Source organism: Pseudomonas sp. UM16 (genome assembly GCF_050312595.1).
Lineage (GTDB): Bacteria > Pseudomonadota > Gammaproteobacteria > Pseudomonadales > Pseudomonadaceae > Aquipseudomonas.
In genome coordinates this window covers 127,617-147,438 of the sequence record NZ_JBNPJT010000016.1, presented here as the reverse complement: position 1 = coordinate 147,438, position 19,822 = coordinate 127,617, and the positions used below count along the sequence as shown (strand labels likewise).

17 protein-coding genes and 1 pseudogene are annotated in these 19,822 nt (G+C 59.5%); 9 read left to right on the top strand and 9 right to left on the bottom strand.

Annotated elements, in window-relative coordinates; all coding sequences use genetic code 11:
- The 3 genes from ACQRAX_RS19670 to ACQRAX_RS19660 all read left to right on the top strand — a co-directional run.
- Positions 1 to 273, top strand: a 273-nt coding sequence (locus ACQRAX_RS19670) for a hypothetical protein (protein WP_427867751.1), incomplete at its 5' end; no start/stop codon positions are given.
- Positions 240 to 1,046 carry an aminoglycoside phosphotransferase family protein gene (locus ACQRAX_RS19665; protein ID WP_412041064.1) on the top strand — a complete coding sequence of 269 codons (807 nt, stop codon included), beginning with the start codon at positions 240 to 242 and terminating at the stop codon, positions 1,044 to 1,046. The genes ACQRAX_RS19670 and ACQRAX_RS19665, both read left to right, overlap by 34 nt.
- Positions 1,047 to 1,096: 50 nt before the next feature.
- Entirely contained in the window at positions 1,097 to 1,987 is an 891-nt protein-coding gene (locus tag ACQRAX_RS19660) for a formate/nitrite transporter family protein (RefSeq protein ID WP_412041065.1), read from the top strand.
- A gap of 6 nt (positions 1,988 to 1,993) precedes the next feature.
- On the opposite strand, the gene ACQRAX_RS19655 is transcribed toward ACQRAX_RS19660, so the two are convergent.
- Positions 1,994 to 3,097, bottom strand: coding sequence for an MBL fold metallo-hydrolase (locus ACQRAX_RS19655; protein ID WP_412041066.1), 1,104 nt, complete (start codon positions 3,095 to 3,097; stop codon positions 1,994 to 1,996).
- A 129-nt stretch (positions 3,098 to 3,226) separates the two neighbouring features.
- Here ACQRAX_RS19655 and ACQRAX_RS19650 point away from each other — a divergent pair, with 129 nt between their 5' ends.
- Both ACQRAX_RS19650 and ACQRAX_RS19645 read left to right on the top strand, forming a co-directional pair.
- Positions 3,227 to 4,300 carry a diguanylate cyclase gene (locus tag ACQRAX_RS19650; protein WP_412041163.1) on the top strand — a complete coding sequence of 358 codons (1,074 nt, stop codon included), beginning with the start codon at positions 3,227 to 3,229 and terminating at the stop codon, positions 4,298 to 4,300.
- Between the two features lie 56 nt (positions 4,301 to 4,356).
- Positions 4,357 to 6,942 carry a bifunctional diguanylate cyclase/phosphodiesterase gene (locus ACQRAX_RS19645; RefSeq protein ID WP_412041164.1) on the top strand — a complete coding sequence of 862 codons (2,586 nt, stop codon included), beginning with the start codon at positions 4,357 to 4,359 and terminating at the stop codon, positions 6,940 to 6,942.
- Between the two features lie 38 nt (positions 6,943 to 6,980).
- Here the strand turns inward: ACQRAX_RS19645 and ACQRAX_RS19640 are convergent, their stop codons facing one another.
- Entirely contained in the window at positions 6,981 to 7,304 is a 324-nt protein-coding gene (locus ACQRAX_RS19640) for a DUF2025 family protein (protein WP_412041067.1), read from the bottom strand.
- A gap of 208 nt (positions 7,305 to 7,512) precedes the next feature.
- Between ACQRAX_RS19640 and ACQRAX_RS19635 the strand changes: the two genes are divergently transcribed.
- Both ACQRAX_RS19635 and ACQRAX_RS19630 read left to right on the top strand, forming a co-directional pair.
- Complete coding sequence (locus ACQRAX_RS19635; protein ID WP_412041068.1) at positions 7,513 to 8,727, top strand: GAF domain-containing sensor histidine kinase; 1,215 nt, start codon at positions 7,513 to 7,515, stop codon at positions 8,725 to 8,727.
- 23 nt (positions 8,728 to 8,750) lie between these two features.
- Positions 8,751 to 9,152 (top strand): annotated as a pseudogene (locus tag ACQRAX_RS19630) (SDR family NAD(P)-dependent oxidoreductase); the annotation flags it as partial.
- Positions 9,153 to 9,171: 19 nt separating this feature from the next.
- On the opposite strand, the gene ACQRAX_RS19625 reads toward ACQRAX_RS19630, so the two are convergent.
- The 6 genes from ACQRAX_RS19625 to ACQRAX_RS19600 all read right to left on the bottom strand — a co-directional run bounded on the left by ACQRAX_RS19625 (position 9,172) and on the right by ACQRAX_RS19600 (position 13,235).
- On the bottom strand, positions 9,172 to 10,041 hold the full coding sequence (locus ACQRAX_RS19625) for an efflux RND transporter periplasmic adaptor subunit (RefSeq protein ID WP_412041069.1): 870 nt from the start codon (positions 10,039 to 10,041) through the stop codon (positions 9,172 to 9,174).
- A gap of 12 nt (positions 10,042 to 10,053) precedes the next feature.
- The gene (locus tag ACQRAX_RS19620; RefSeq protein WP_412041070.1) at positions 10,054 to 10,260 is read right to left on the bottom strand and encodes a DUF1656 domain-containing protein; all 207 of its coding nucleotides are present in this window, start codon (positions 10,258 to 10,260) and stop codon (positions 10,054 to 10,056) included.
- On the bottom strand, positions 10,247 to 12,235 hold the full coding sequence (locus tag ACQRAX_RS19615) for an FUSC family protein (protein ID WP_412041071.1): 1,989 nt from the start codon (positions 12,233 to 12,235) through the stop codon (positions 10,247 to 10,249). The genes ACQRAX_RS19620 and ACQRAX_RS19615 overlap by 14 nt, the downstream gene beginning before the upstream one ends.
- A 184-nt stretch (positions 12,236 to 12,419) precedes the next feature.
- The gene (gene ccoM / locus ACQRAX_RS19610) at positions 12,420 to 12,530 is read right to left on the bottom strand and encodes a cytochrome c oxidase subunit CcoM (RefSeq protein WP_412041072.1); all 111 of its coding nucleotides are present in this window, start codon (positions 12,528 to 12,530) and stop codon (positions 12,420 to 12,422) included.
- Positions 12,531 to 12,665: 135 nt separating this feature from the next.
- Positions 12,666 to 12,827 (bottom strand): hypothetical protein, encoded by a 162-nt coding sequence (locus ACQRAX_RS19605; protein WP_010221101.1) that lies wholly within the window; start codon positions 12,825 to 12,827, stop codon positions 12,666 to 12,668.
- A 78-nt stretch (positions 12,828 to 12,905) separates the two neighbouring features.
- Entirely contained in the window at positions 12,906 to 13,235 is a 330-nt protein-coding gene (locus ACQRAX_RS19600; RefSeq protein ID WP_412041073.1) for an aspartate-semialdehyde dehydrogenase, read from the bottom strand.
- Positions 13,236 to 13,548: 313 nt separating this feature from the next.
- Between ACQRAX_RS19600 and rapA the strand changes: the two genes are divergently transcribed.
- The gene (rapA, locus tag ACQRAX_RS19595; protein WP_412041074.1) at positions 13,549 to 16,395 is read left to right on the top strand and encodes an RNA polymerase-associated protein RapA; all 2,847 of its coding nucleotides are present in this window, start codon (positions 13,549 to 13,551) and stop codon (positions 16,393 to 16,395) included.
- Positions 16,396 to 16,639: 244 nt separating this feature from the next.
- The gene (locus ACQRAX_RS19590; RefSeq protein ID WP_412041075.1) at positions 16,640 to 18,916 is read left to right on the top strand and encodes a putative bifunctional diguanylate cyclase/phosphodiesterase; all 2,277 of its coding nucleotides are present in this window, start codon (positions 16,640 to 16,642) and stop codon (positions 18,914 to 18,916) included.
- On the opposite strand, the gene ACQRAX_RS19585 is transcribed toward ACQRAX_RS19590, so the two are convergent.
- Complete coding sequence (locus ACQRAX_RS19585; RefSeq protein WP_412041076.1) at positions 18,816 to 19,703, bottom strand: NAD(P)-dependent oxidoreductase; 888 nt, start codon at positions 19,701 to 19,703, stop codon at positions 18,816 to 18,818. The genes ACQRAX_RS19590 and ACQRAX_RS19585 overlap by 101 nt on opposite strands.
- Positions 19,704 to 19,822 lie beyond the last annotated feature (119 nt).

The window sequence follows — 19,822 nt, the reverse complement described above, 5'->3', positions numbered from 1 at the left end:
CGAATTCTACAGCGTTTCAATCCGCTGTCAACCACCTTTTTCACCGCTACCGATCTTGCGATCGAAGCCCCTCCGGTGCTACCTGGAACATCTAACTCGTTGAATCTCAAGGAGTTTTCCGTTCCGACTACGCCGGAAGTGGGGCGAATTATAGACAGATCCACAGGGGCGTCAAGGACTTATTTCAACTTTGTTTTAAATAGCTATATAAAGGTACTGCTAACCGGAGAAACGCATTCATGTTCGAACCCTACCTACAGCGCTGGCAGCTGATCGCCGACGGTGCGCCGATCATTACTCACAGCAGCCACCTGCTACCAGTGCGGTACCGCAAACAGCCGGCGATGCTCAAAGTTGCCCTGGTAGCCGAAGAACTTAACGGCGCACTATTAATGCAATGGTGGGACGGCCAAGGCGCTGCGAAGGTTCTCGCTCATGCCGACAACGGACTGTTGCTGGAGCGTGCCCAAGGGCTGGACGCGCTGGACGACTATGCAGTGAATGGCCGTGATCAGCAGGCCACGCAGATTCTTTGCCAAACCGTCGCCAACCTGCACGCGCTTGAACGCAAACCTGCACTGCCCCTTGTTGACCTGCATACCTGGTTCAAAGGCTTGCGTAGAGCAGCCCAGCTTCACGGCGGCATTTATCAACACTGTTCGCAAATCGCTGAGCAACTGCTCGCAGCGCCGTGGGAGGAGTCAGTGCTGCACGGCGATATTCACCACGGCAACGTTCTCGACTTTGGCCCACGCGGCTGGCTGGCGATCGATCCCAAGGGTCTCTATGGCGAGCGAACCTTCGATTACGCCAACCTGTTCTGCAACCCCTCCCCTCACATTGCCACCGATTACCAACACTTCAGCCAACGACTTGAGATTGTTTGCGCGCTCGCCGGCTTGCCACGCCAACGCTTATTGCAGTGGATCGTCGCCTGGTGCGGGTTATCGGCAGCCTGGTTCCAGGAAGACGATATGCAGGAAGGCGTTGAGCAACGACTAAAATTGGCCCAGCTAGCAATCAATACACTCGCGGTAGGCAACTAATCGGGCTCGGCGCTGCTCTGTAGATAAGGCACCCCATGTGAGCCACTGCCATGAGCGAGACCGAAAGCAGCAAAACCCCGGGCCTGTCGACGGATGAAGAGCAGGAAGTCAGCCAGAACCAACCGCCCCGCGCGGCGGTCTTGCACGAGATCATCCGCTACCAGGGCGATCAGGAACTGGAGCGGACAATTGCCGCCCTGTGGTGGTCAGCACTGGCCGCCGGCCTGAGCATGGGGCTGTCGATGATGGCCATGGGTCTGTTCTACGCGCGGCTGCCCGAAGGAGAAAGCAGCCAGGTGATTGCCAGCCTTGGCTATTCAGCCGGCTTTCTCGCGGTGATTCTGGCTCGTCAGCAACTGTTCACCGAAAACACCCTCACTGCCGTGCTGCCAGTGATGACCGAACCCACGCTGAGCAACCTCGGGCGCCTGCTGCGTTTATGGTCGGTGGTCCTGCTCGGCAATCTGGCCGGCACTATATTGGTGTCCTACGTGATGCTGTACCTACCGATTTTCGACAGCAAGACCGATGAAGCCTTTCTAGATGTCGGTCGCAAGGTTATGCAAAACGACCTCGGGCAGATGTTCGCCAAGGGCATTATCTCCGGCTGGATGATCGCCACCATGGTCTGGATGATCCCCGCCATGGAGCACGCCAAGATATGGATCATCCTGATGATCACCTACTTGATGGCCTTGGGCGATTTCACCCATATCGTTGTCGGCTCGGTAGAGGTCTCCTACCTCGTCTGGGCTGGAGAGGTCAGCTGGCAGGTGTTCTGGCTGAACTTTGCCGCCCCCACGCTGGTTGGCAACATTATTGGTGGCAGCTTCATCTTTGCCCTGATCAGCCATGCCCAGGTGCGCAGTGACAGCGGCAAGCCCCCTTCTAAATTGCCGGCCCTGGCCAAAGAAAAGCTGCGAAGCCGCTCTCAAGAGTAGCCCGAGTCATTGCAACTCTTTCATCGCCATGACCCGCTCACCCGCCCCATGCGGTTGACGCACTGGCTTAGGTAACCACCAGGCCGGACCACTATGCGGCTGGTCAAGGCTAACCCGCTCGCCCATTTGCGGAGTACTGAGTGGCACTTGGGCGGTATTGGCCAGCGCCAGAATGCGGTCGAACGGTTCATGCCAGCTGTGCACTGAAAGATCGAAGGTGCCGTTATGGATTGGCAACAGCCAGCGCCCGCGCAAATCCTGATGCGCCTGCAGGCTTTGCTCGGGCTGCATGTGCACGTTGGGCCATTGCAGGTTGTAGGCCCCGGTTTCGATCAGGGTCACGTCAAATGGACCGTACTGCTCGCCAATCTGCTTGAAGCCATCGAAGTAACCGGTATCGCCACTGAAGAACACACGCAGGTTCTCATCCAGGATTACCCAGGAGGCCCACAACCGGCTGTTGCTGTCGAACAGGCCGCGCCCGGAAAAGTGTTGCGCCGGGGTGGCGACGAAGCGGATGCCCTCGACCTGGGTTTCCTGCCACCAGTCCAGCTGCCGCACTTTGGCGGCCGGTACCCCCCATTCGATCAACAGATCGCCAACGCCCATCGGCGCAAGGAAATGCTCGGCGCGATCGGCCAGTTGCCGGATCGCCTGTTCATCAAGGTGGTCATAGTGGTCGTGAGAGAGGATCACCGCAGTCAACGGCGGCAGTTCGTCCAGTTTCAGCGGCGGCTGGTGAAAGCGCTGCGGGCCGACCCACTGCACGGGTGAGGCGCGTTCCGCAAATACCGGGTCGGTGATGAAGAAGCGCTCGTGCAGCTTCAGCAATACCGTGGAGTGCCCCAGTCGCCACAGGCTGCGATCCGGTGCTTCAAGCAATTGCTGGCGACTTAGGGGTTGAACAGCGATCTCCACATCCGGTCGGGTTCCGGCAGGCTTACTCAGGAACAGGAACTTGAAGCCGATGCGCAGCTTTTTCAGCACGCTGTCTTGCGGCATTTGGCGCAGGTTGTGATACCGCCCATCCTGGCGCAACGCCGGTTCACCGGCCTTTGGGGAAGAAGGGACCATGAATAGAAGCACTCCAAGGATAAGGGCGAGTTTCATGTTACCCCGAGGTGGCTGCATCCACTGTGAAATGGCTTGTAAGGCCATTTTTCAACAGCCTGCGATTGTTCAACAATATTCACACCTTTTATGCGATAAACGGCGTCCCGGAACAGACCAGCACTCATGATGGATAATAGAAGCGGCAAGGGACTTTCATTTGTCAGGAGGATCTACCTGCCGCGCATTATTGGCTTGGGTATCGGCATGCTTGCCGTTATGGCCGGTATTTTCGGCCTGGACATACCGCAATGGGCCTGGGCACTGCTGCTGTTCAATGGCCTGATCTGGCCGCACCTGGCCTTTCAACTTGCTCGTCGCGCTGGCGTGCCGTACCACGCCGAGTACCGCAACCTGCTAATCGATTCGTTGATGGGCGGGTTCTGGACCGCCACCCTGCAGTTCAATCCCCTGCCCAGCGTGACTATCCTGGCGATGATGGCGATGAACAATTTCGCCGCGGGTGGTCAGCGCCTGTTCTTCAAGGGGCTGCTGATTCAGGGCCTGGGGGCAGGGCTGTCGATTGCCCTGTTCGGCCCCGGTTTGCAGCTGCAGGCCACGCCAATGCAGATCTATGCCTGCCTGCCGATGCTGACCCTGTATCCAATGGCCGTCGGCTGGGTCTGCTACAAACTGGCGATGAAGCTCGCTGAACATAAACGCCGCCTCAGCGCCCTGAGCCGCACCGACAGTCTCACCGGCCTGCTCAACCATGGCTCCTGGAAAGACCTGTTGCAGCTCAAGTTCCAGGTCTGCCAGCAACAACACTGCCAGGCGGTGATCGCCCTTATCGACATCGACCACTTCAAGGCGATTAACGATACCTACGGCCATGTGGTTGGTGACTGTGTGTTGAGCCAGCTCAGCAGCGAACTCAAACGCGGCCTGCGCGAAGACGACCTCGCTGGCCGCTATGGCGGTGACGAATTTTGCCTGATCCTGCCCAATACCGACGTCGAACAAGCCAGCCAGGCCATGGAGCGGCTGCGCGAACAAGTCGGTGGTTACCGCAACCCACAGTTACCGGAGTTACGGATCAGCTTGAGCATTGGCCTGGCCGGCTGCCGCGAAGGCTTGGCGGATGCCGAGGCATGGCTTAACGAGGCCGATAAAGCCCTGTATGTCGCCAAGAACAGTGGGCGCAATCAGGTCAATTTCTCTCAACCGGACCTCACAACGCTGAAGCTGGCCTATCCTCAGTGAACGTTCGCCTCGCGGTGTAGCCGTCGGGACGCAGCTCACCAAGGATCTGCATGCGTATGGACAGGATCGTCGACGTTTCACCTACCAGCCCTCCCCCCAGCCTGCCGACACGTAAACTGATTGCCAGTATCGCTGCGCTGTTCGTTCTGGCTTGCTTGATTGCCGTCGGGGCACTGTTCAATATCGCCTCCTCCCTGAACGCCAATGAGCGCGAAAAAAGCAGCTTCTATGCACACAAGGCGCTGGAACAACGGCTCGAGTCAGCTCGTCAGTTTCTCTCCAGTTATGCCGTGTGGGATGCTGCCTATCAGCACCTCAATGGCACTGCCGACCTGCACTGGGCCTATGAAGAAGAGAACGTCGGCGACTCGCTGTACACCGCCAGTGGCTTTGAAGGCGTGTTTGTAGTCGATGACCACCGCACCAAATATGCCTTGTTCAAAGGCCAGCTCAGCAGCGCACCGGCCAGTACCTATATAGAAGAACCGCTGGATTCAATCATCACTCAGGCTCGAGGGGTTGCCGCCGACCGCCAGCAGATTACCCGCTACGTCTTGTTCAACGGCTGGCCGGCGGTGCTGGTGGCTGCTGCAATACGTCCCGATGATGAAGCGCTGAGCATTGACCCGCGAACGACCTCGGTGATGATCTTCGTCGACCAATTGACGGCGGAAAAACTCGTCAACCTGGGCACCGGTGCGGGTTTGAGTGGAATGCGCATCGAGAAGGTTGGCAACGAACTATTGGCCGATGCTTCCAGCCTGCCCCTGGGTGATACCGGCTACCGCCTGGAGTGGCTGACTCCGCGCCCAGGTGATCAATTGCTCTGGGCGGTATTACCACCGCTGCTCGGCGCCATGCTGGTGCTGGGCCTGCTGATGGTCTACTTCTTCCGCTACGCCTTGCGCACCTCGCGGCAAATCGACAGCACCTTGCAGCGCCTGCAAGCCAGTCATCTGGCGCTGGAGGCCAGCGAACAGCGCTTTCGCGCCGTTGCCGAGGCCGCCTCGGACTGGATCTGGGAAACCGACCGTTACCATCGCTTGAGCTACCTGTCGCAGCGCTTCGTGGCGGTCACCGGCTTCACCACCAAAGACTGGTTGGGGCAACCGATCAATCAACTGCTCAGTTGTGAAACCACCCCTCTCACCCTCTGGCTCGACAACCAGGCTGATCCCGACCCACAACAAATGGCCAACTTGCGTTGCGGCTATCGCGACCAGAAGGGTCATTCACGTTTTTGCCGGGTGTCAGCGCGCTCGATCATGGCGGGCGACAAGCTGGTTGGGTTTCGTGGCACTGCCAGTGATATTACCGATGAAGTAGCCGCCCATGCGCACATCCAGCACCTGTCGATGCATGATGCGCTGACCGGCCTTGCCAATCGCAACAAGCTGTCGCGCTTTCTCGAGCAAGCCCTGCTCAAGGGCCAGGCCGCTACACCTTTGACACTATTGCTGCTGGATCTGGACAGCTTCAAGCCAATCAACGACTCCCTCGGCCATGCCGCCGGCGACGCAGTGTTACTGGAGGTTGCCACCCGCTTGCGTGAATCAACCCGTGACGGTGACTTGGTGGCCCGCCTGGGCGGTGACGAGTTCGTCTTGGTAATGAACGGTATGGACAGCCGCAACGAAATCGACCGTTTTTGCGCTCGCCTGATCGACAACCTGCACCAGCCGATCCACTTCGAAGAACAGATTCTGCACATCGGCGCCAGCCTGGGTGTCGCCCAGACCCGCCTGCAAGGTTTCGATGCGGGTGAACTGATCCGCTGCGCCGATATTGCCCTGTACCAGGCCAAGGCCGACGGCAAGAACACCTGGCGCTACTTTTCAGCAGAAATGAATGACCAGATCCAGTACCGCCGCCAACTGGAAAATGACTTGCGCAAAGCACTGAAGAACAACGAGTTCGTCCTGCACTATCAACCGCGCTATCGACTGGAGACCCTGGAAATCGTGTCAGTCGAAGCGCTGGTGCGCTGGCAGCATCCGCTCGAGGGCCTGTTGGGCCCAGACACCTTTATTCCATTGGCTGAACAGACTGACCTGATCGTACCCTTGGGCCTTTGGGTGTTACGCGAAGCCTGCCAGACCGCTCGCAGCTGGCCGGAGCATCTGCTGGTTTCGGTTAACCTGTCGCCCGCGCAGTTCTCCCGTAGCGATGTGGTCAGCGATGTCTACAATATACTGGTCGACACCGGCTTCCCCGCCCAGCGCCTGGAGCTGGAAATCACTGAGAACGTCATGCTCAACGATATCGAGGGAGCCCTAAGTACCATGACCGCCCTCAAGGAGCTGGGTGTGCGGCTGAATATGGATGACTTTGGTACGGGCTATTCGTCACTGGGTTACCTGCGCACCTACCCGTTCGACAGCATCAAGATCGACAAGCGCTTCATCGCCGGCCTGAACAATGACGGCAACGACCGCGCAGTGGTCCAGGCGATCATCAACCTGGGCAAGGCCATGGGCCTGACCGTCACTGCCGAAGGGGTGGAAACCGAGCAGCAGCTCAATGCCTTGAGCAAGGAAAAATGCCATGAGGTTCAAGGCTACTTCCTGAGCAAACCGGTCGATAAACACGCCTTTGAACGACTGCTGCAAAACCCCGACAGCAGTCGCGCCGGGGCCTCCTAGGCGTTTTTTCGATCCATAGCCGGCCAGGCAAAAACCGGTTATGCCTGCAAACGCCGCTGCGCGGCTATCTCCGGCAAGTCGCGACGACGCAGGTAAACCCGTAGCGGCTCACTGACATTGAGACGTTCGTCAACATTCTGCGCCAGAAGGATTTCGATCAAGTCGCGGCTCAGGGTCATGACTTCACCGTCGCTCGCTTGCCAGACAAATTCGCTGCTAGGGGTGATGCTGTCATCGGCGACGTCCATGCCGAAGGAGTCTTCGCTAAAACGCACGATGTGCTTGCCAAACTTGCGGTGAAAACCGACAAAACCCTTGAGCTGGTCGGCGGCGGCACAAATGTCCTGTGATGTGATATGCATGTCAAACCTCACTGAAGCATCCACCAGGATGCAGGGCGAAAGGGATTGGCACGCGGGCAATGCAGGCCACTCTCTGACGGAGCAGCTCGAGGCCCAAGGTTAATAGAAAAAACCTGTGGGCGGGTATGGAATTTTCAACCAACTCAGGCGGGCTCGCTAGACTTAAACCACACTTCTCGTTCAAATCTTCAGCTACCGTGGAAGCTTCATGAGCAATGCCATCTCGTCCGACATCGCCACGATTGGCCGGATCAATGCCGTGCCCGCCATATTGCAGGTGATCTGTGAATCCACCGGCTTGCGCTTTGCCGCCGTAGCTCGGGTGACTGAAAGCAACTGGACTGCCTGCGCCGTGCTCGACTCCTTGGGTTTTGGCTTGAAAGTGGGCGGCGAACTCGACCTGGCCACCACCTTGTGCCACGAAATTCGCGGCAGTCACCAGACCATCGTAATCGACAAGGCCAGTGAAGATGAGCGCTATTGCACTCACCACACCCCGCGTATCTATGCGTTCGAAAGCTATATTTCAGTGCCGGTGTTTCGCACCGACGGCAGTTTTTTCGGCACTATCTGCGCCCTTGATCCGCTGCCCGCGGCACTCAAGGGCAGTGCTATCCAGCCGATGATGGAATCCTTCGCGCGCTTGCTGTCGATCCAGATCGAAAGCGAAGAAAACGCCCAGAAAACCGAAGAGGCGCTGCAAAAGGAACGGGCGATGGCCGAGCTGCGTGAACAGTTCATCGCCGTGCTCGGCCATGATTTGCGCAACCCGTTGTTTGCCATCACTGCCGGGGCTGAACTGCTGACCCAGCGCCTGCAAGACGAGAAAAGCCGGACCATTGCCCAGCACATACTCACCTGCGGTCGGCGCGCCACGCAACTGGTGCGGGATGTCCTGGACTTTGCCCGGGGACGCCTGGGCAACGGCATCGCCGTCAATATTCAGCCTTGCCCGGACCTAGACGATGCGCTCAGGCATGTCGCCTCGGAGCTCCAACACGTTCAACCGCAACGGCAGATCAATTTGCATATCGGCGATCTTGGCGGGATCAATTGTGATCGCGAGCGGGTCACCCAATTGCTGTCAAATTTGATTGCCAATGCGCTGGCCCACGGCGCACAGGACAAACCAGTAGACGTCACGGCTCAGATTGGCGAGGGCGTTTTTGTGCTCGGCGTGCATAACTTCGGCACGCCTATTGCTCCACAAATCCTCGCGCAGCTGTTCCAACCTTTTTCCCACCCGCTCAACGACACCGTGCGTGCTGGCCTGGGGCTTGGCCTGTACATCGCCAACCAGATCGCCCTGGCCCATGGTGGGCATATGGAAGTGATCTCAAGCCCGGAAGCCGGAACCTTGTTCAGCTTCCACTTGCCACTGGATCAAGACGCGGCACAAGCAACGCCGCCAGCCAATCCATGAAGGCACGTAACCTTGGTGGCACGAAGGGGCCGCTTTTCCTCAGCCAATGATTGCTGCCACTGATCGCCGATCAGGGCCGGATCGTCAATATCTCCACCGGCCTGCCCCGCTTCGCCCTGCCTGGCTATGCCGCCTACGCCGCGATGAAAGGCGCCATGGAAGTGTTGACTCGCTATCAGGCCAAGGAATTGGGCGCTCGCGGCATTCGCGTCAACATTCTCGCTCCCGGCGCGATTGAGACAGATTTTGGTCGCGGTGTGGTGCGTGACAACGCCGACGTCAACGGCTTCATCGCCAGCAATACCGCTCTGGGCCGGGTTGGTTTGCCGGATGACATCGGGGTGGCAGTAGCCCTGTTGTTAGGTGACGGTGGTGGCTGGGTCAATGGCCAGCGTCTGGAAGTCTCCGGTGGCATGTTCCTGTGAGCAACGGATGCAGCGCTGATCAGCGCTGCACCTGGTCTTCACGCACTTGCACACTGGCAGTCATGCCGGCGCTCAAGGTCACGCCCTCAGGGATCTGCTCGAGCTTGATCCGCACCGGAATGCGCTGCGCCAAGCGCACCCAATTGAAGGTCGGTTCGACTTCGGCGAGCAACTGGCTGTCGGGGTTGGCATTGCGGTCGGTGATACCGCGGCTGATGCTTTCAACCTGCCCCTGGATGGGCTCGCCGGCACTCATCAACCAGACCTTGACCGGGTCACCGACACGAATGCGCGGCAGCTTGGTTTCTTCGAAATAAGCCTGCACATAGAAGGTCGAATCATCGATCAGGGCCATGACCGGTTCACCGGCAGTGACGTAGTTCCCCTCGGCCAGACGCAGATTGGTGATATGGCCATCGCGCGGTGCTTTGACTTGACTACGGGCCAGGTTGATCGCCGCGACTTTGACTTCGGCTTGCGCTTCGCGCAGTTGCCCGCGGGCCACCGCAGCGTTGATCTGGGCGTTCTCGCGCAACTCGGCGCTGATCGCCTGCGGCCCCAAGGCGACACGCCGCGAAGCTTCATGCTCGCGCAAGCGCAATTGATGCTGACGGGTTTCAGCCACCGCGTTGGCCTTTTCGAGGGCCGCTTCAAAGCGATCGCGATCGATCGCCATCAGCAGCTCTCCGGCCTTGACCTGCTGGTTGTCATGCACCTTGAGCTTGCGAACCCAGCCCGAGACATCCGGGGCAATGATCACCACATCGGCGCGGATTTTCGCATCGCGGGTCCAGGGCGTGAGCATGTAGTACTGCCAGAGTTTCCAGCCGGCAAAGATCGCCACTAGCACCAGGCACAGGGTTACTGCGATACGCAGCAATGCACGCATGAATCACTCTCCTTACAAAGGCCCAAGCCCAAGGGTTACCAGGGTCAAGACACACATGAACAACGCACAATCGAACAAGGCCTCATGCCAGATCCAACGCCCCAATGGGGTCAGGCGCAACAGCAGACGCACGGCACCGGTCAGTACCAAGGCCAGCAACACATAGATCAGAAAAGGGCTGAGCAACACACCGCCCAACGCCCACTCACGCAAGCCCATGGATTTCCTCCTGTCGACGGCACCATTTGCCCCAACTGCGCTGTAACTGCAGCACCGCACCTTGCGCCAGGCGCAGCGGGTCGCTGGCAGGCTGACGCTGCAAAGCGTCGATAAACGCCTCGCTGGCCGCATCCAGACGCAGGCCTCTGCCAGGTGCCGGGCCACGCGAGAGCACGCTTTCCAATTGCTGCAGGTATTCACGCTCGGCGTTGTTGATCGGCGCCTGGGCAACCGCCAGGCAATGGCGCAAGTGCAACAACTCATCACCAATATCCAGGCCATGGATACCATCGTCCCAACGTTGGCGCTGCTGCTCGGTCAAGGCGGCGTAATGTCGTGCCATTTGCAACAGACGGTCGGCCATGCGTCCACCGAACCAGGTGTCGGCCCCACGCAGGTCGCGGCGAGTCAGGCGTACCAGATCACTCTGAGTTGCCGCACGCAGGCGCCGGCCGTGCCAGGTCGGGTTGTGCAGCACCAGTAGCTTGAATGCCAGGACCGCCGCGCCTACTCCCATTAACATCGCCTGAGCACTGTTGAGAAAGGTTGCGACTTCAAACTCCATAGCATTGAGCGGCGCCACCAGAACAATAAAATGCAGGCAATAGGAGGTGGCCGTGGCACCGATGCGTGGATTGGCCATACCTAAAGCACCCAAGAACAACGGCACACCCATGGCCATGCATAACAGAGCAAAGCCACTCCACTGTGGCAGCAGAATCTGCCCAACGAAAAATGCCACCGGTATGGCCAGGAGTATCCCGCGCAGGAAGCTCATGCCGATCTGGGCGCCGTTCTCGCGGCTGGCAAACAAGCTACACACCACACAGGTCAACACCAGGCCGCCGGGGGCTGCGGGCCAGGCAGTGGCCAACCAGAAACTGGCCATGGCCAGAAACGCCAGCGCGCTGCGCGAGCCGAACAACAATGCCAGGGGCAGATCGCGGTGCGCGGCGAGGCTATCAGTGGCATCCACCGGCGCTTTGCCCTCCTCCACCGCCCGCAGGGCCAAAGTGGCGGCCATGGCGTTGTCGAGCAATAACGTCAGGCGGGCCAGGCAATAGTGTTCGGCTGAGCTGATACGGTCATCGTGCGCCGCATCCCAGAGCCGCTGGCGTAGCAACAACAGGCCTGCCTGGTCGGGTGCGGCCAGGGCGTCATGGACCTCATCGAGCCAAGGTTGCAAGTGCTGCGCCTGTATTTCATCCAGCTGTTGCCACTGACGTCTTACCGAACGGGCGATACGCAAAAGAATCAGCAATTTCTGACTCAAGCCGCGGATAGCCCTGGCCCGCTGTCGTCCAACACTACCCTCGAACCAGGCATGCTCACGTTGTGCATCAACCGCGACAATACGCCCGAGAATCTCCAGTAAGCCTTTGCGTGCCTGGGCTTCGCCGATCAGTGTCGCGCTGGCCGCCTGCAAGCCACTGACCCAGGCCTGGTGCGCCTGACCGCTGAGCTGTTGTTCGACGCGTAGGGGCCAGAGCAGCGCGCTGGTCACTGTGGCACAGACAATCCCCAGACAGATCTCGGTGCAGCGCGCCACCGCCTGGTCGAACACTGCCAGCGGATGGTTGATCGCTGGCAAAGCAATGATCGCCACGGTGTAACCGGCCAATACAAACGAATAGGCCCAGGCGCTGCGCAATAGCGTCGAGCACGCGGTACACAGGGCCAGCCACAGCGCCAGGGCCAATAAAAACAACCAGGGCGTCTGGGCGAACAAGCCGATGAACAGCACCGACATAACCGTACCTACCAGGGTGCCGCACAGCCGCGCCAGGCCTTTCTGCAAGACCATGCCGGACAATGGCTGGGCCACGATGAACGCCGTCATCAACGCCCAGGCCGGTTGCTCCAGGCCCCAGCGCAAGGCCAGCCACAGGGCCAAGCCTCCGCCAAGCAGGGTCTTGAGGGCAAATTGCACGGCGAGTTTATTCGGCGCCAACAGGGCCTGCAAAGTGATGGGCACGGGACGAACCTTGGCTGACAGTGAGGTAACGATAGACAGGATGGGCAGAAAACATCGGATGCAGATTATTAGCTAGCTAACTAATAAGAGTCCAGCAATGCGGAAAGGTTTCTTGCGGACAAAAAAATGGGCGACCGAAGTCGCCCTAAATGCCTTGCGTGCTCATGTACCTGAAGAATCAGCGCTACTTGCGCTTGTTCGCATCCCTCCAGATAAAAATTCCGAATCCGACAAAGAACAACAGCATAAGGCCGACTGTAATCACTCCAGCGACAACCACATTATCGAAGAACATATCGGCCTCCATTCGCCTGTCCCCTGTCTGATGGGCTCAAGGTAACCAATGGCTGGCGAAAGGAAATTGACCGAGGTCAATAGCGCCCGGAAGCGGGCGCGAAAGGCGGGTGCAGGGTTGACCTGCATCAAGTTTTCAACGCTTCTTGGGTTTGCCCTTGGGCTTTTTCTTGGCCTTGCCCAGCGGCATGGCCTGCTCGAATGCCTGGCGCACTTCGTTCAGGCGTTTTTCATTGAGGTCGTGGACGCGTCGGGCGCGCTCGGCACCGAGGTCGATCAGGTTGTCATCTTGGCTCATGGTCTGGCTCAGGAAGCGGACGGCGATCCCGTAATAATGAAGGCTGTTGCCTTCTCTGACCAGTGACTGAACTGCTGTTCAGACTTCGATATCCACCAACAGCCCTTGACGCGGCTGTTCACCCATCAGCGGCGCGACCGGCACGGTGTTGTCGGCATTGACCTCATCACCCGGCAATGGCTGATAGAGCTCATCATCCCGGCTTGAGCGGCGGCGGCCCTGCTGGCGGCGTTGCTCTTCACGCAGGAGCAACGCTGCTTTCTCCGGATCACGATGTTTCAGGTCAATGGCGCCCTCACTGGAAGCCGGCTGCGCAGGCACCACCGGCTTGATGTCGGGGGTCGGCTTGACCGGGTCCAGTTGCGATGTCACGGGGGCGGCACTGAGGGGAATGATGGGCGGCAGCATGGGGGAGATCTCCTGTCGCCTATGTGTCGGCTCGCCGCCGATGGCCTTGAGCCGGGAATCAATAATATGCGGAGCACATCACAGCCTCCGCTGCCTGGGAGTATAGCGTCTGTGCCGTTAAGGCTCGTCGCTGTCCTCAGGCGTTGGGGCGATCTCGCTCTAGAAATCGGGGTACAGACAACGGTTTTAGACGCATGAATGTCACGGCCCTCACTGGCGACAGCAGTTTTCGTCGCTGAAATTGCTAGACTCTTTGGTCTGTACAGCCCTATCCGTTAAGATAGTCGGCTTTTCATGGCGGGAGTCAGGCAGTATGGCGCAGCAGTATCAACCGGGGCAACGCTGGATCAGCGACAGCGAAGCCGAGCTAGGTCTGGGGACCGTTCTGGCACAGGACGGCCGCTTGTTGACCGTGCTCTACCCGGCCACTGGCGACACCCGCCAGTACTCCCTGCGCAATGCGCCCCTGACCCGGGTGCGCTTCTCGCCCGGCGACCAGATCACCCATTTCGAAGGGTGGAAGCTGACCGTGCGCGAGGTCGACGACGTCGACGGCCTGCTGGTCTACCATGGCCTCGATGGGCAAAACCAACCGTGCACCCTGCCGGAAACCCAGCTGTCGAACTTTATCCAGTTCCGTCTGGCCAGTGACCGCTTGTTTGCCGGCCAGATCGACCCGTTGCCGTGGTTTTCGCTGCGCTACAACACCTTGGAACACACCAGCCGTCAGTTGCAGTCCTCGTTGTGGGGCCTGGGCGGCACCCGTGCCCAACCGATCGCCCACCAATTGCATATCGCTCGTGAAGTTGCCGACCGTATTGCCCCGCGGGTATTGCTGGCCGACGAAGTGGGCCTGGGCAAAACCATCGAAGCGGGCCTGGTGATCCATCGCCAGTTGCTCTCAGGCCGTGCTAGCCGTGTGCTGATCCTGGTTCCAGAAAACCTGCAGCACCAGTGGCTGGTGGAAATGCGCCGGCGCTTCAACCTGCAGGTTGCCCTGTTCGATGCCGAGCGCTTTATCGAAAGCGACGCCAGCAACCCATTCGAGGATGCCCAGCTTGCGTTGGTCGCCCTGGAGTGGTTGCGTGAAGACGAAAAGGCCCAGGACGCACTGTTTGCCGCCGGTTGGGACCTGCTGGTAGTCGACGAGGCGCATCACCTGGTCTGGCATGAAGAACAGGCCAGCCCTGAGTATTTGCTGGTCGAACAATTGGCCCAGGTTATTCCGGGCGTATTGCTGCTGACCGCGACACCTGAACAGCTGGGCCAGGACAGCCACTTCGCACGTCTGCGCCTGCTTGATCCGAACCGTTTCCATGACCTGGCCGCCTTTCGCGCCGAGAGCGAGCACTATCGCCCGGTGGCCGAAGCAGTCCAAGAACTGCTCGATGAAGGTCGCTTGTCGGCCAAAGCTCACGCCACCATTGAAGGTTTCCTCGGAGCTGAAGGCGAGGCCTTGCTGGCCGCTGTCAACGACGGCGACACCCAGGCCAGCGCACGCCTGATTCGCGAGCTGCTCGATCGCCACGGCACCGGCCGCGTTCTGTTCCGCAACACTCGCGCCGCCGTCCAGGGCTTCCCCGAGCGCAATCTGCATCCTTATCCTCTACCAAACCCCGATCAATACATGGAGCTGCCGCTGGGCGAGCATGCTGAGCTGTATCCCGAGGTGGCGTTCCAGTCCCAGAGCGACAGCACTGAAGAAGAACGCTGGTGGCGCTTCGACCCACGGGTCGATTGGTTGATCGACACCCTGAAAATGCTCAAACGGGTCAAGGTCCTGGTGATTTGCGCCCACGCCGAAACCGCGATGGACCTGGAAGACGCCCTGCGCGTACGCTCTGGCATTCCGGCCACGGTGTTCCATGAGGGCATGAGCATTCTCGAACGCGACCGTGCAGCGGCCTACTTCGCCGATGAAGAATTCGGCGCCCAAGTGCTGATCTGCTCGGAAATCGGCAGTGAAGGCCGTAACTTCCAGTTCGCCCACCATCTGGTGCTGTTCGACCTGCCGGCCCACCCTGACCTGCTCGAGCAGCGTATTGGCCGTCTCGATCGTATCGGTCAGAAACACATCATTGAACTGCATGTACCGTACCTGCAGAACAGCCCGCAAGAGCGCTTGTTCCAATGGTACGACCAGGCCCTCAATGCGTTCCTGGCTACCTGCCCAACCGGTAACGCCCTGCAGCATCAGTTCGGCCCACGCCTGCTGCCGCTGCTCGAAAGCGGTGACGACGGTGAGTGGCAAGCGTTGGTCGACGAGGCTCACGCCGAGCGCGAGCGTCTTGAGGCCGAGCTGCACAGCGGTCGCGACCGCCTGCTGGAACTCAACTCAGGTGGCGCTGGCGAAGGCCAGGAGCTGGTCGAGGCGATCCTTGAGCAAGATGATCAGTTCACCCTGCCGATCTACATGGAAACCTTGTTCGACGCCTTTGGTATCGACAGTGAAGATCATTCGGAAAACGCCCTGATCCTCAAGCCAAGTGAAAAGATGCTCGACGCCAGCTTTCCGCTGGGCGACGACGAAGGTGTCACCATCACCTACGACCGCAACCAGGCATTGTCGCGCGAAGACATGCAATTCATCACCTGGGAGCACCCAATGGTCCAAGGTGGCATGGACCTGGTACTGTCCGGCTCGATGGGCAACACCGCTGTAGCCTTGATCAAGAACAAGGCACTCAAACCCGGTACCGTGCTGCTTGAGTTGCTCTACGTCAGTGAAGTGGTTGCGCCGCGCGCCCTGCAACTGGGCCGCTACCTGCCACCGGCCGCCCTGCGCTGCCTGCTCGACACCAATGGCAACGACCTGGCCTCGCGAGTGTCTTTCGAGACCCTCAATGACCAGCTCGAGAGCGTGCCCAAGGCCAGCGCCAACAAGTTCATCCAAGCCCAGCGCGATGTGCTGACACCGCGGATCAACAGCGGTGAAGCCAAGATCATGCCGCGTCATGCCGAGCGGGTTGCTGAAGCCCAACGGCGTCTGGCGGCAGAAACCGACGAAGAGCTGGCCCGCCTGACCGCGCTGCAAGCGGTCAACCCAAGCGTGCGTGACAGCGAGATCGACGCCTTGCGCAAGCAACGTGAACAAGGTTTGGCGATGCTGGAAAAAGCCGCGCTGCGCCTGGAAGCGATCCGCGTGCTGGTCGCCGGCTAACCGCAAGGGTTGCCGCACACCGAACGCGAACTGGCCCATCGCCGGCAACGCCGGCTCCCGCAGCCCTGTGGGAGTCGGCGCCGCGTCACCGCGTTAGAACGTCTCGCTATTACCCCAATGCCCAAATCGTAGAATCAAAATGCCATTAATCAGGATGGGTTAATGCGCGCTTTCTATACTCCTCCAGAACGGTCTCCAGACGGGCTTTTGGGGGACGAGTGAAAACTCGACAAAGAGGCAAGCTATGGAGTGGCTGGGGCTACCGATGCTCGCCGAACTGCCGGCAACCGGACAGATCATCCTTGAATGCCATTACAATCCTTACCTGGTGGTACTGGCCTTTCTGGTTGCAGGTGCAGGCAGTTTCGCCACCCTGAGCATGGCCGAACGCCTTAACCCTGTAGAGCACCCTGCGGCCCAACGACAATGGCGGCTGCTCGGAGCCTGCTGCCTGGCTGGTGGGGTCTGGACGCTACATTTCATCAGCATGCTGGCGTTCCAGGCGCCCATTGAAGTGCACTACGACTTCGCCCTGACCGGCTTGTCATTGGTGGTCATGCTGTTCGCCGGCTGGTTGGCGATGAATACCCTGGGCCTGCGTGACCTGCGCGCCCGGCATTTTCTTCAGGCTGCTGTGTGCATCGGTCTGGGCATCACCGCCATGCATTACATCGGCATGGCCGCCATGCGTTCCAATGCCCAACAAATCTATCGCCCGGACATGTTCGCCGCGTCTATTGCGGTCGCCATCGCCACCAGCCTGCTGGCGCTGGTGCTGGCTCGCTACTTTCGCTATGGCAGCGGCATGCTTCATCAACTGCTCAAGTACGGTGCCAGTCTGTTGTTGGCCGGGGGGATCTTCGCTACCCACTTCACCGGCATGTGGGGCATGACCCTGATCATCCCCGCCGACGCCACAGTGACCCTGCCGAGTGCTGACAACAACCTGCAGTTGAGCCTGACCATCGCCTTCATCACCCTGCTGGTCAGCGCCAGCAGCATCAGCGCAGCGCTGTCCGACCAGAAGCTGCAGAGCAAGGAGCACGACCTGCGTCGGGTCAACGTCCTGCTCAGCCAACTCGACCAGGCGCGGGTATCGCTGCAGCAAGCAGCTCATTACGACGCATTGACCAACCTGATCAACCGTCGCGGCTTCAATCAGGTATTTGCCGAGCGCCTCGCCGAGCAGAGTGTCAACGAGGGCATGCTGGCGGTGATGTTCCTCGATATTGATCACTTCAAACGTATCAATGACAGCCTGGGCCATGATGCTGGCGATGAACTGCTCAAGGTGATTGCCAGTTACATCAAAGCAGCGACCCGCAGCCAGGATGTCGTGGCGCGGTTCGGTGGCGATGAATTCTGCATCCTCATCGCCCTGAACAGCCGTGAAGAAGCCCGGCACCTCGCGCAACGCATCATGCACAAGATGAAGGAACCCATTGACCTGGCCGGGCGGCGCATGGTCATGACCACCAGCATTGGTATCAGTATCTTTCCCGACGACGGTCGTAGCTGTGATGAGCTGCTCAAGAACGCCGACCTGGCGCTGTATCAGTCCAAAGGTTGCGGACGCAACAGCCTGACTTTCTTCAACAGCGCCCTCAAAACCCGCGCCACGCTGGAACTGCAACTGGAGGAAGAGTTGCGTATCGCCCTGCTTGAAGAACGGGGACTGCGCATTCACTACCAACCGATTTTCGACCTGCACACCGGTCAGGTAGCCAAGCTTGAAGCCCTGGTACGCTGGCAGCACCCACAACACGGTTTGCTGAACCCAGGCCGCTTTATCGGCATCGCCGAAGCCAATGGGCTGATCACCGATCTTGACCTGTGGGTGCTACGCCATGCCTGTGAAGACTTGGCACAACTGAACCGCCATGGTTACAGCGATCTGAAGGTCACGGTCAATTGTTCGGCCCTGACATTGGGCTGCGAACAGCTGGCCAGGGAAGTTGAGCGTGCCCTGCAACACGCCGGGCTTGCCGCCCGCCAGCTGGAACTGGAAATCACCGAAAACGCCCTGATGGGCAACATTCACAGTACGATCGCCTTGCTCAAAGACATTCGCGCCCTGGGTGTTTCGCTGTCGATCGATGATTTTGGCACTGGCTACTCGTCACTGGCCTACCTCAAACGCCTGCCGCTGGACACCCTGAAGATCGACCGTTCGTTCATTCAGGATGTGCCGCGCTGCCATCAGGATATGGAGATAGTTCAGGCAATCATCATCATGGCCCACACCCTGCACCTGCAGGTGATCACTGAAGGTGTGGAAACCATGGAGCAGTATCAGTTTCTCGCCCAGCAAGGCTGCGACTTCGCTCAGGGCTACCTGCTCAGTCGCCCGGTGCCCCTGAGCGAACTGCGCGCGATCCTCGCTCAGCTCGACCAACGCCATGGGCCATCGCTGGCCAGCTTCAATCCTTACAGCGGTACAGATCAATCAATGTCGCGGGATCTTTTTGCAGATAGCCCTGACTTGCGTGCAAGCGCATCAGCTGTGCGGCCAGGCCGCTGATCGGCGTTGCCGAACCCTGCTCACGCGAAAACTTCACCGCCGTATCCAGATCTTTGAGCAAGGTCCGCACGTGCCACTTGACCGGTTCGAAGCGGCTGTCGGCCATTTGTGGTGCGAGTATCTGCAACGGCTTGGAGTCGGCAAAGCCACCGGCCAGGGCTTCGGCGATCAGGCTGGCATCGACACCGGATTGTTCGGCGAGCGCCACCACCTCGGCAATCACCAGTGCATTGCAGGCCACGATCATCTGGTTGCAGGCCTTGGTCACCTGCCCCGCCCCCACCGGTCCCATGTGGGTGACCCGTTGGCCGAGGGTCAGCAGCACCGGGCGCACCCGTTCCAGGTCCGCCGCATTGCCACCAACCATGATCGCCAGGCTACCCGCTTCAGCGCCCGGCGTGCCGCCTGACACCGGCGCATCGAGCCAGCCCATGCCACTGAGGGCGGCAAGCTCGGCGGCCATTTCACGGGTCGCGGTCGGCTCCAAGCTGGAAAAGTCCACCAGCAATTGCCCGGCCTTAGCCCCCTTGGCAACGCCTTCGGGGCCAAACACCACCTCACGCACCACAGCCGTGTCGGCCAGGCACAAGAACACCTGATCAGCCGCCTGACACAGCTCGGCCGGCGTCGACACCAGCCGGGCGCCTGCCTCCACCAGCGCTGCGCATTTGTCCGGCGAACGGTTCCAGACCGTCAGCGGATAACCCGCCGCCAACAAGCGCCGACACATCGGCAACCCCATCAGACCGATTCCGGCAAACCCCAGTGAAGGACGTGCAGTACTCATGTACAGCTCCATGCAGATTAAAGAAGTTCAATGATTGGACGATTCAGTTTGCAGGCGTGACAAGGAAAACTCCTACAGCACTAGGGTAAGCCCCTATCGCTCACGGCAAATGCGCACTG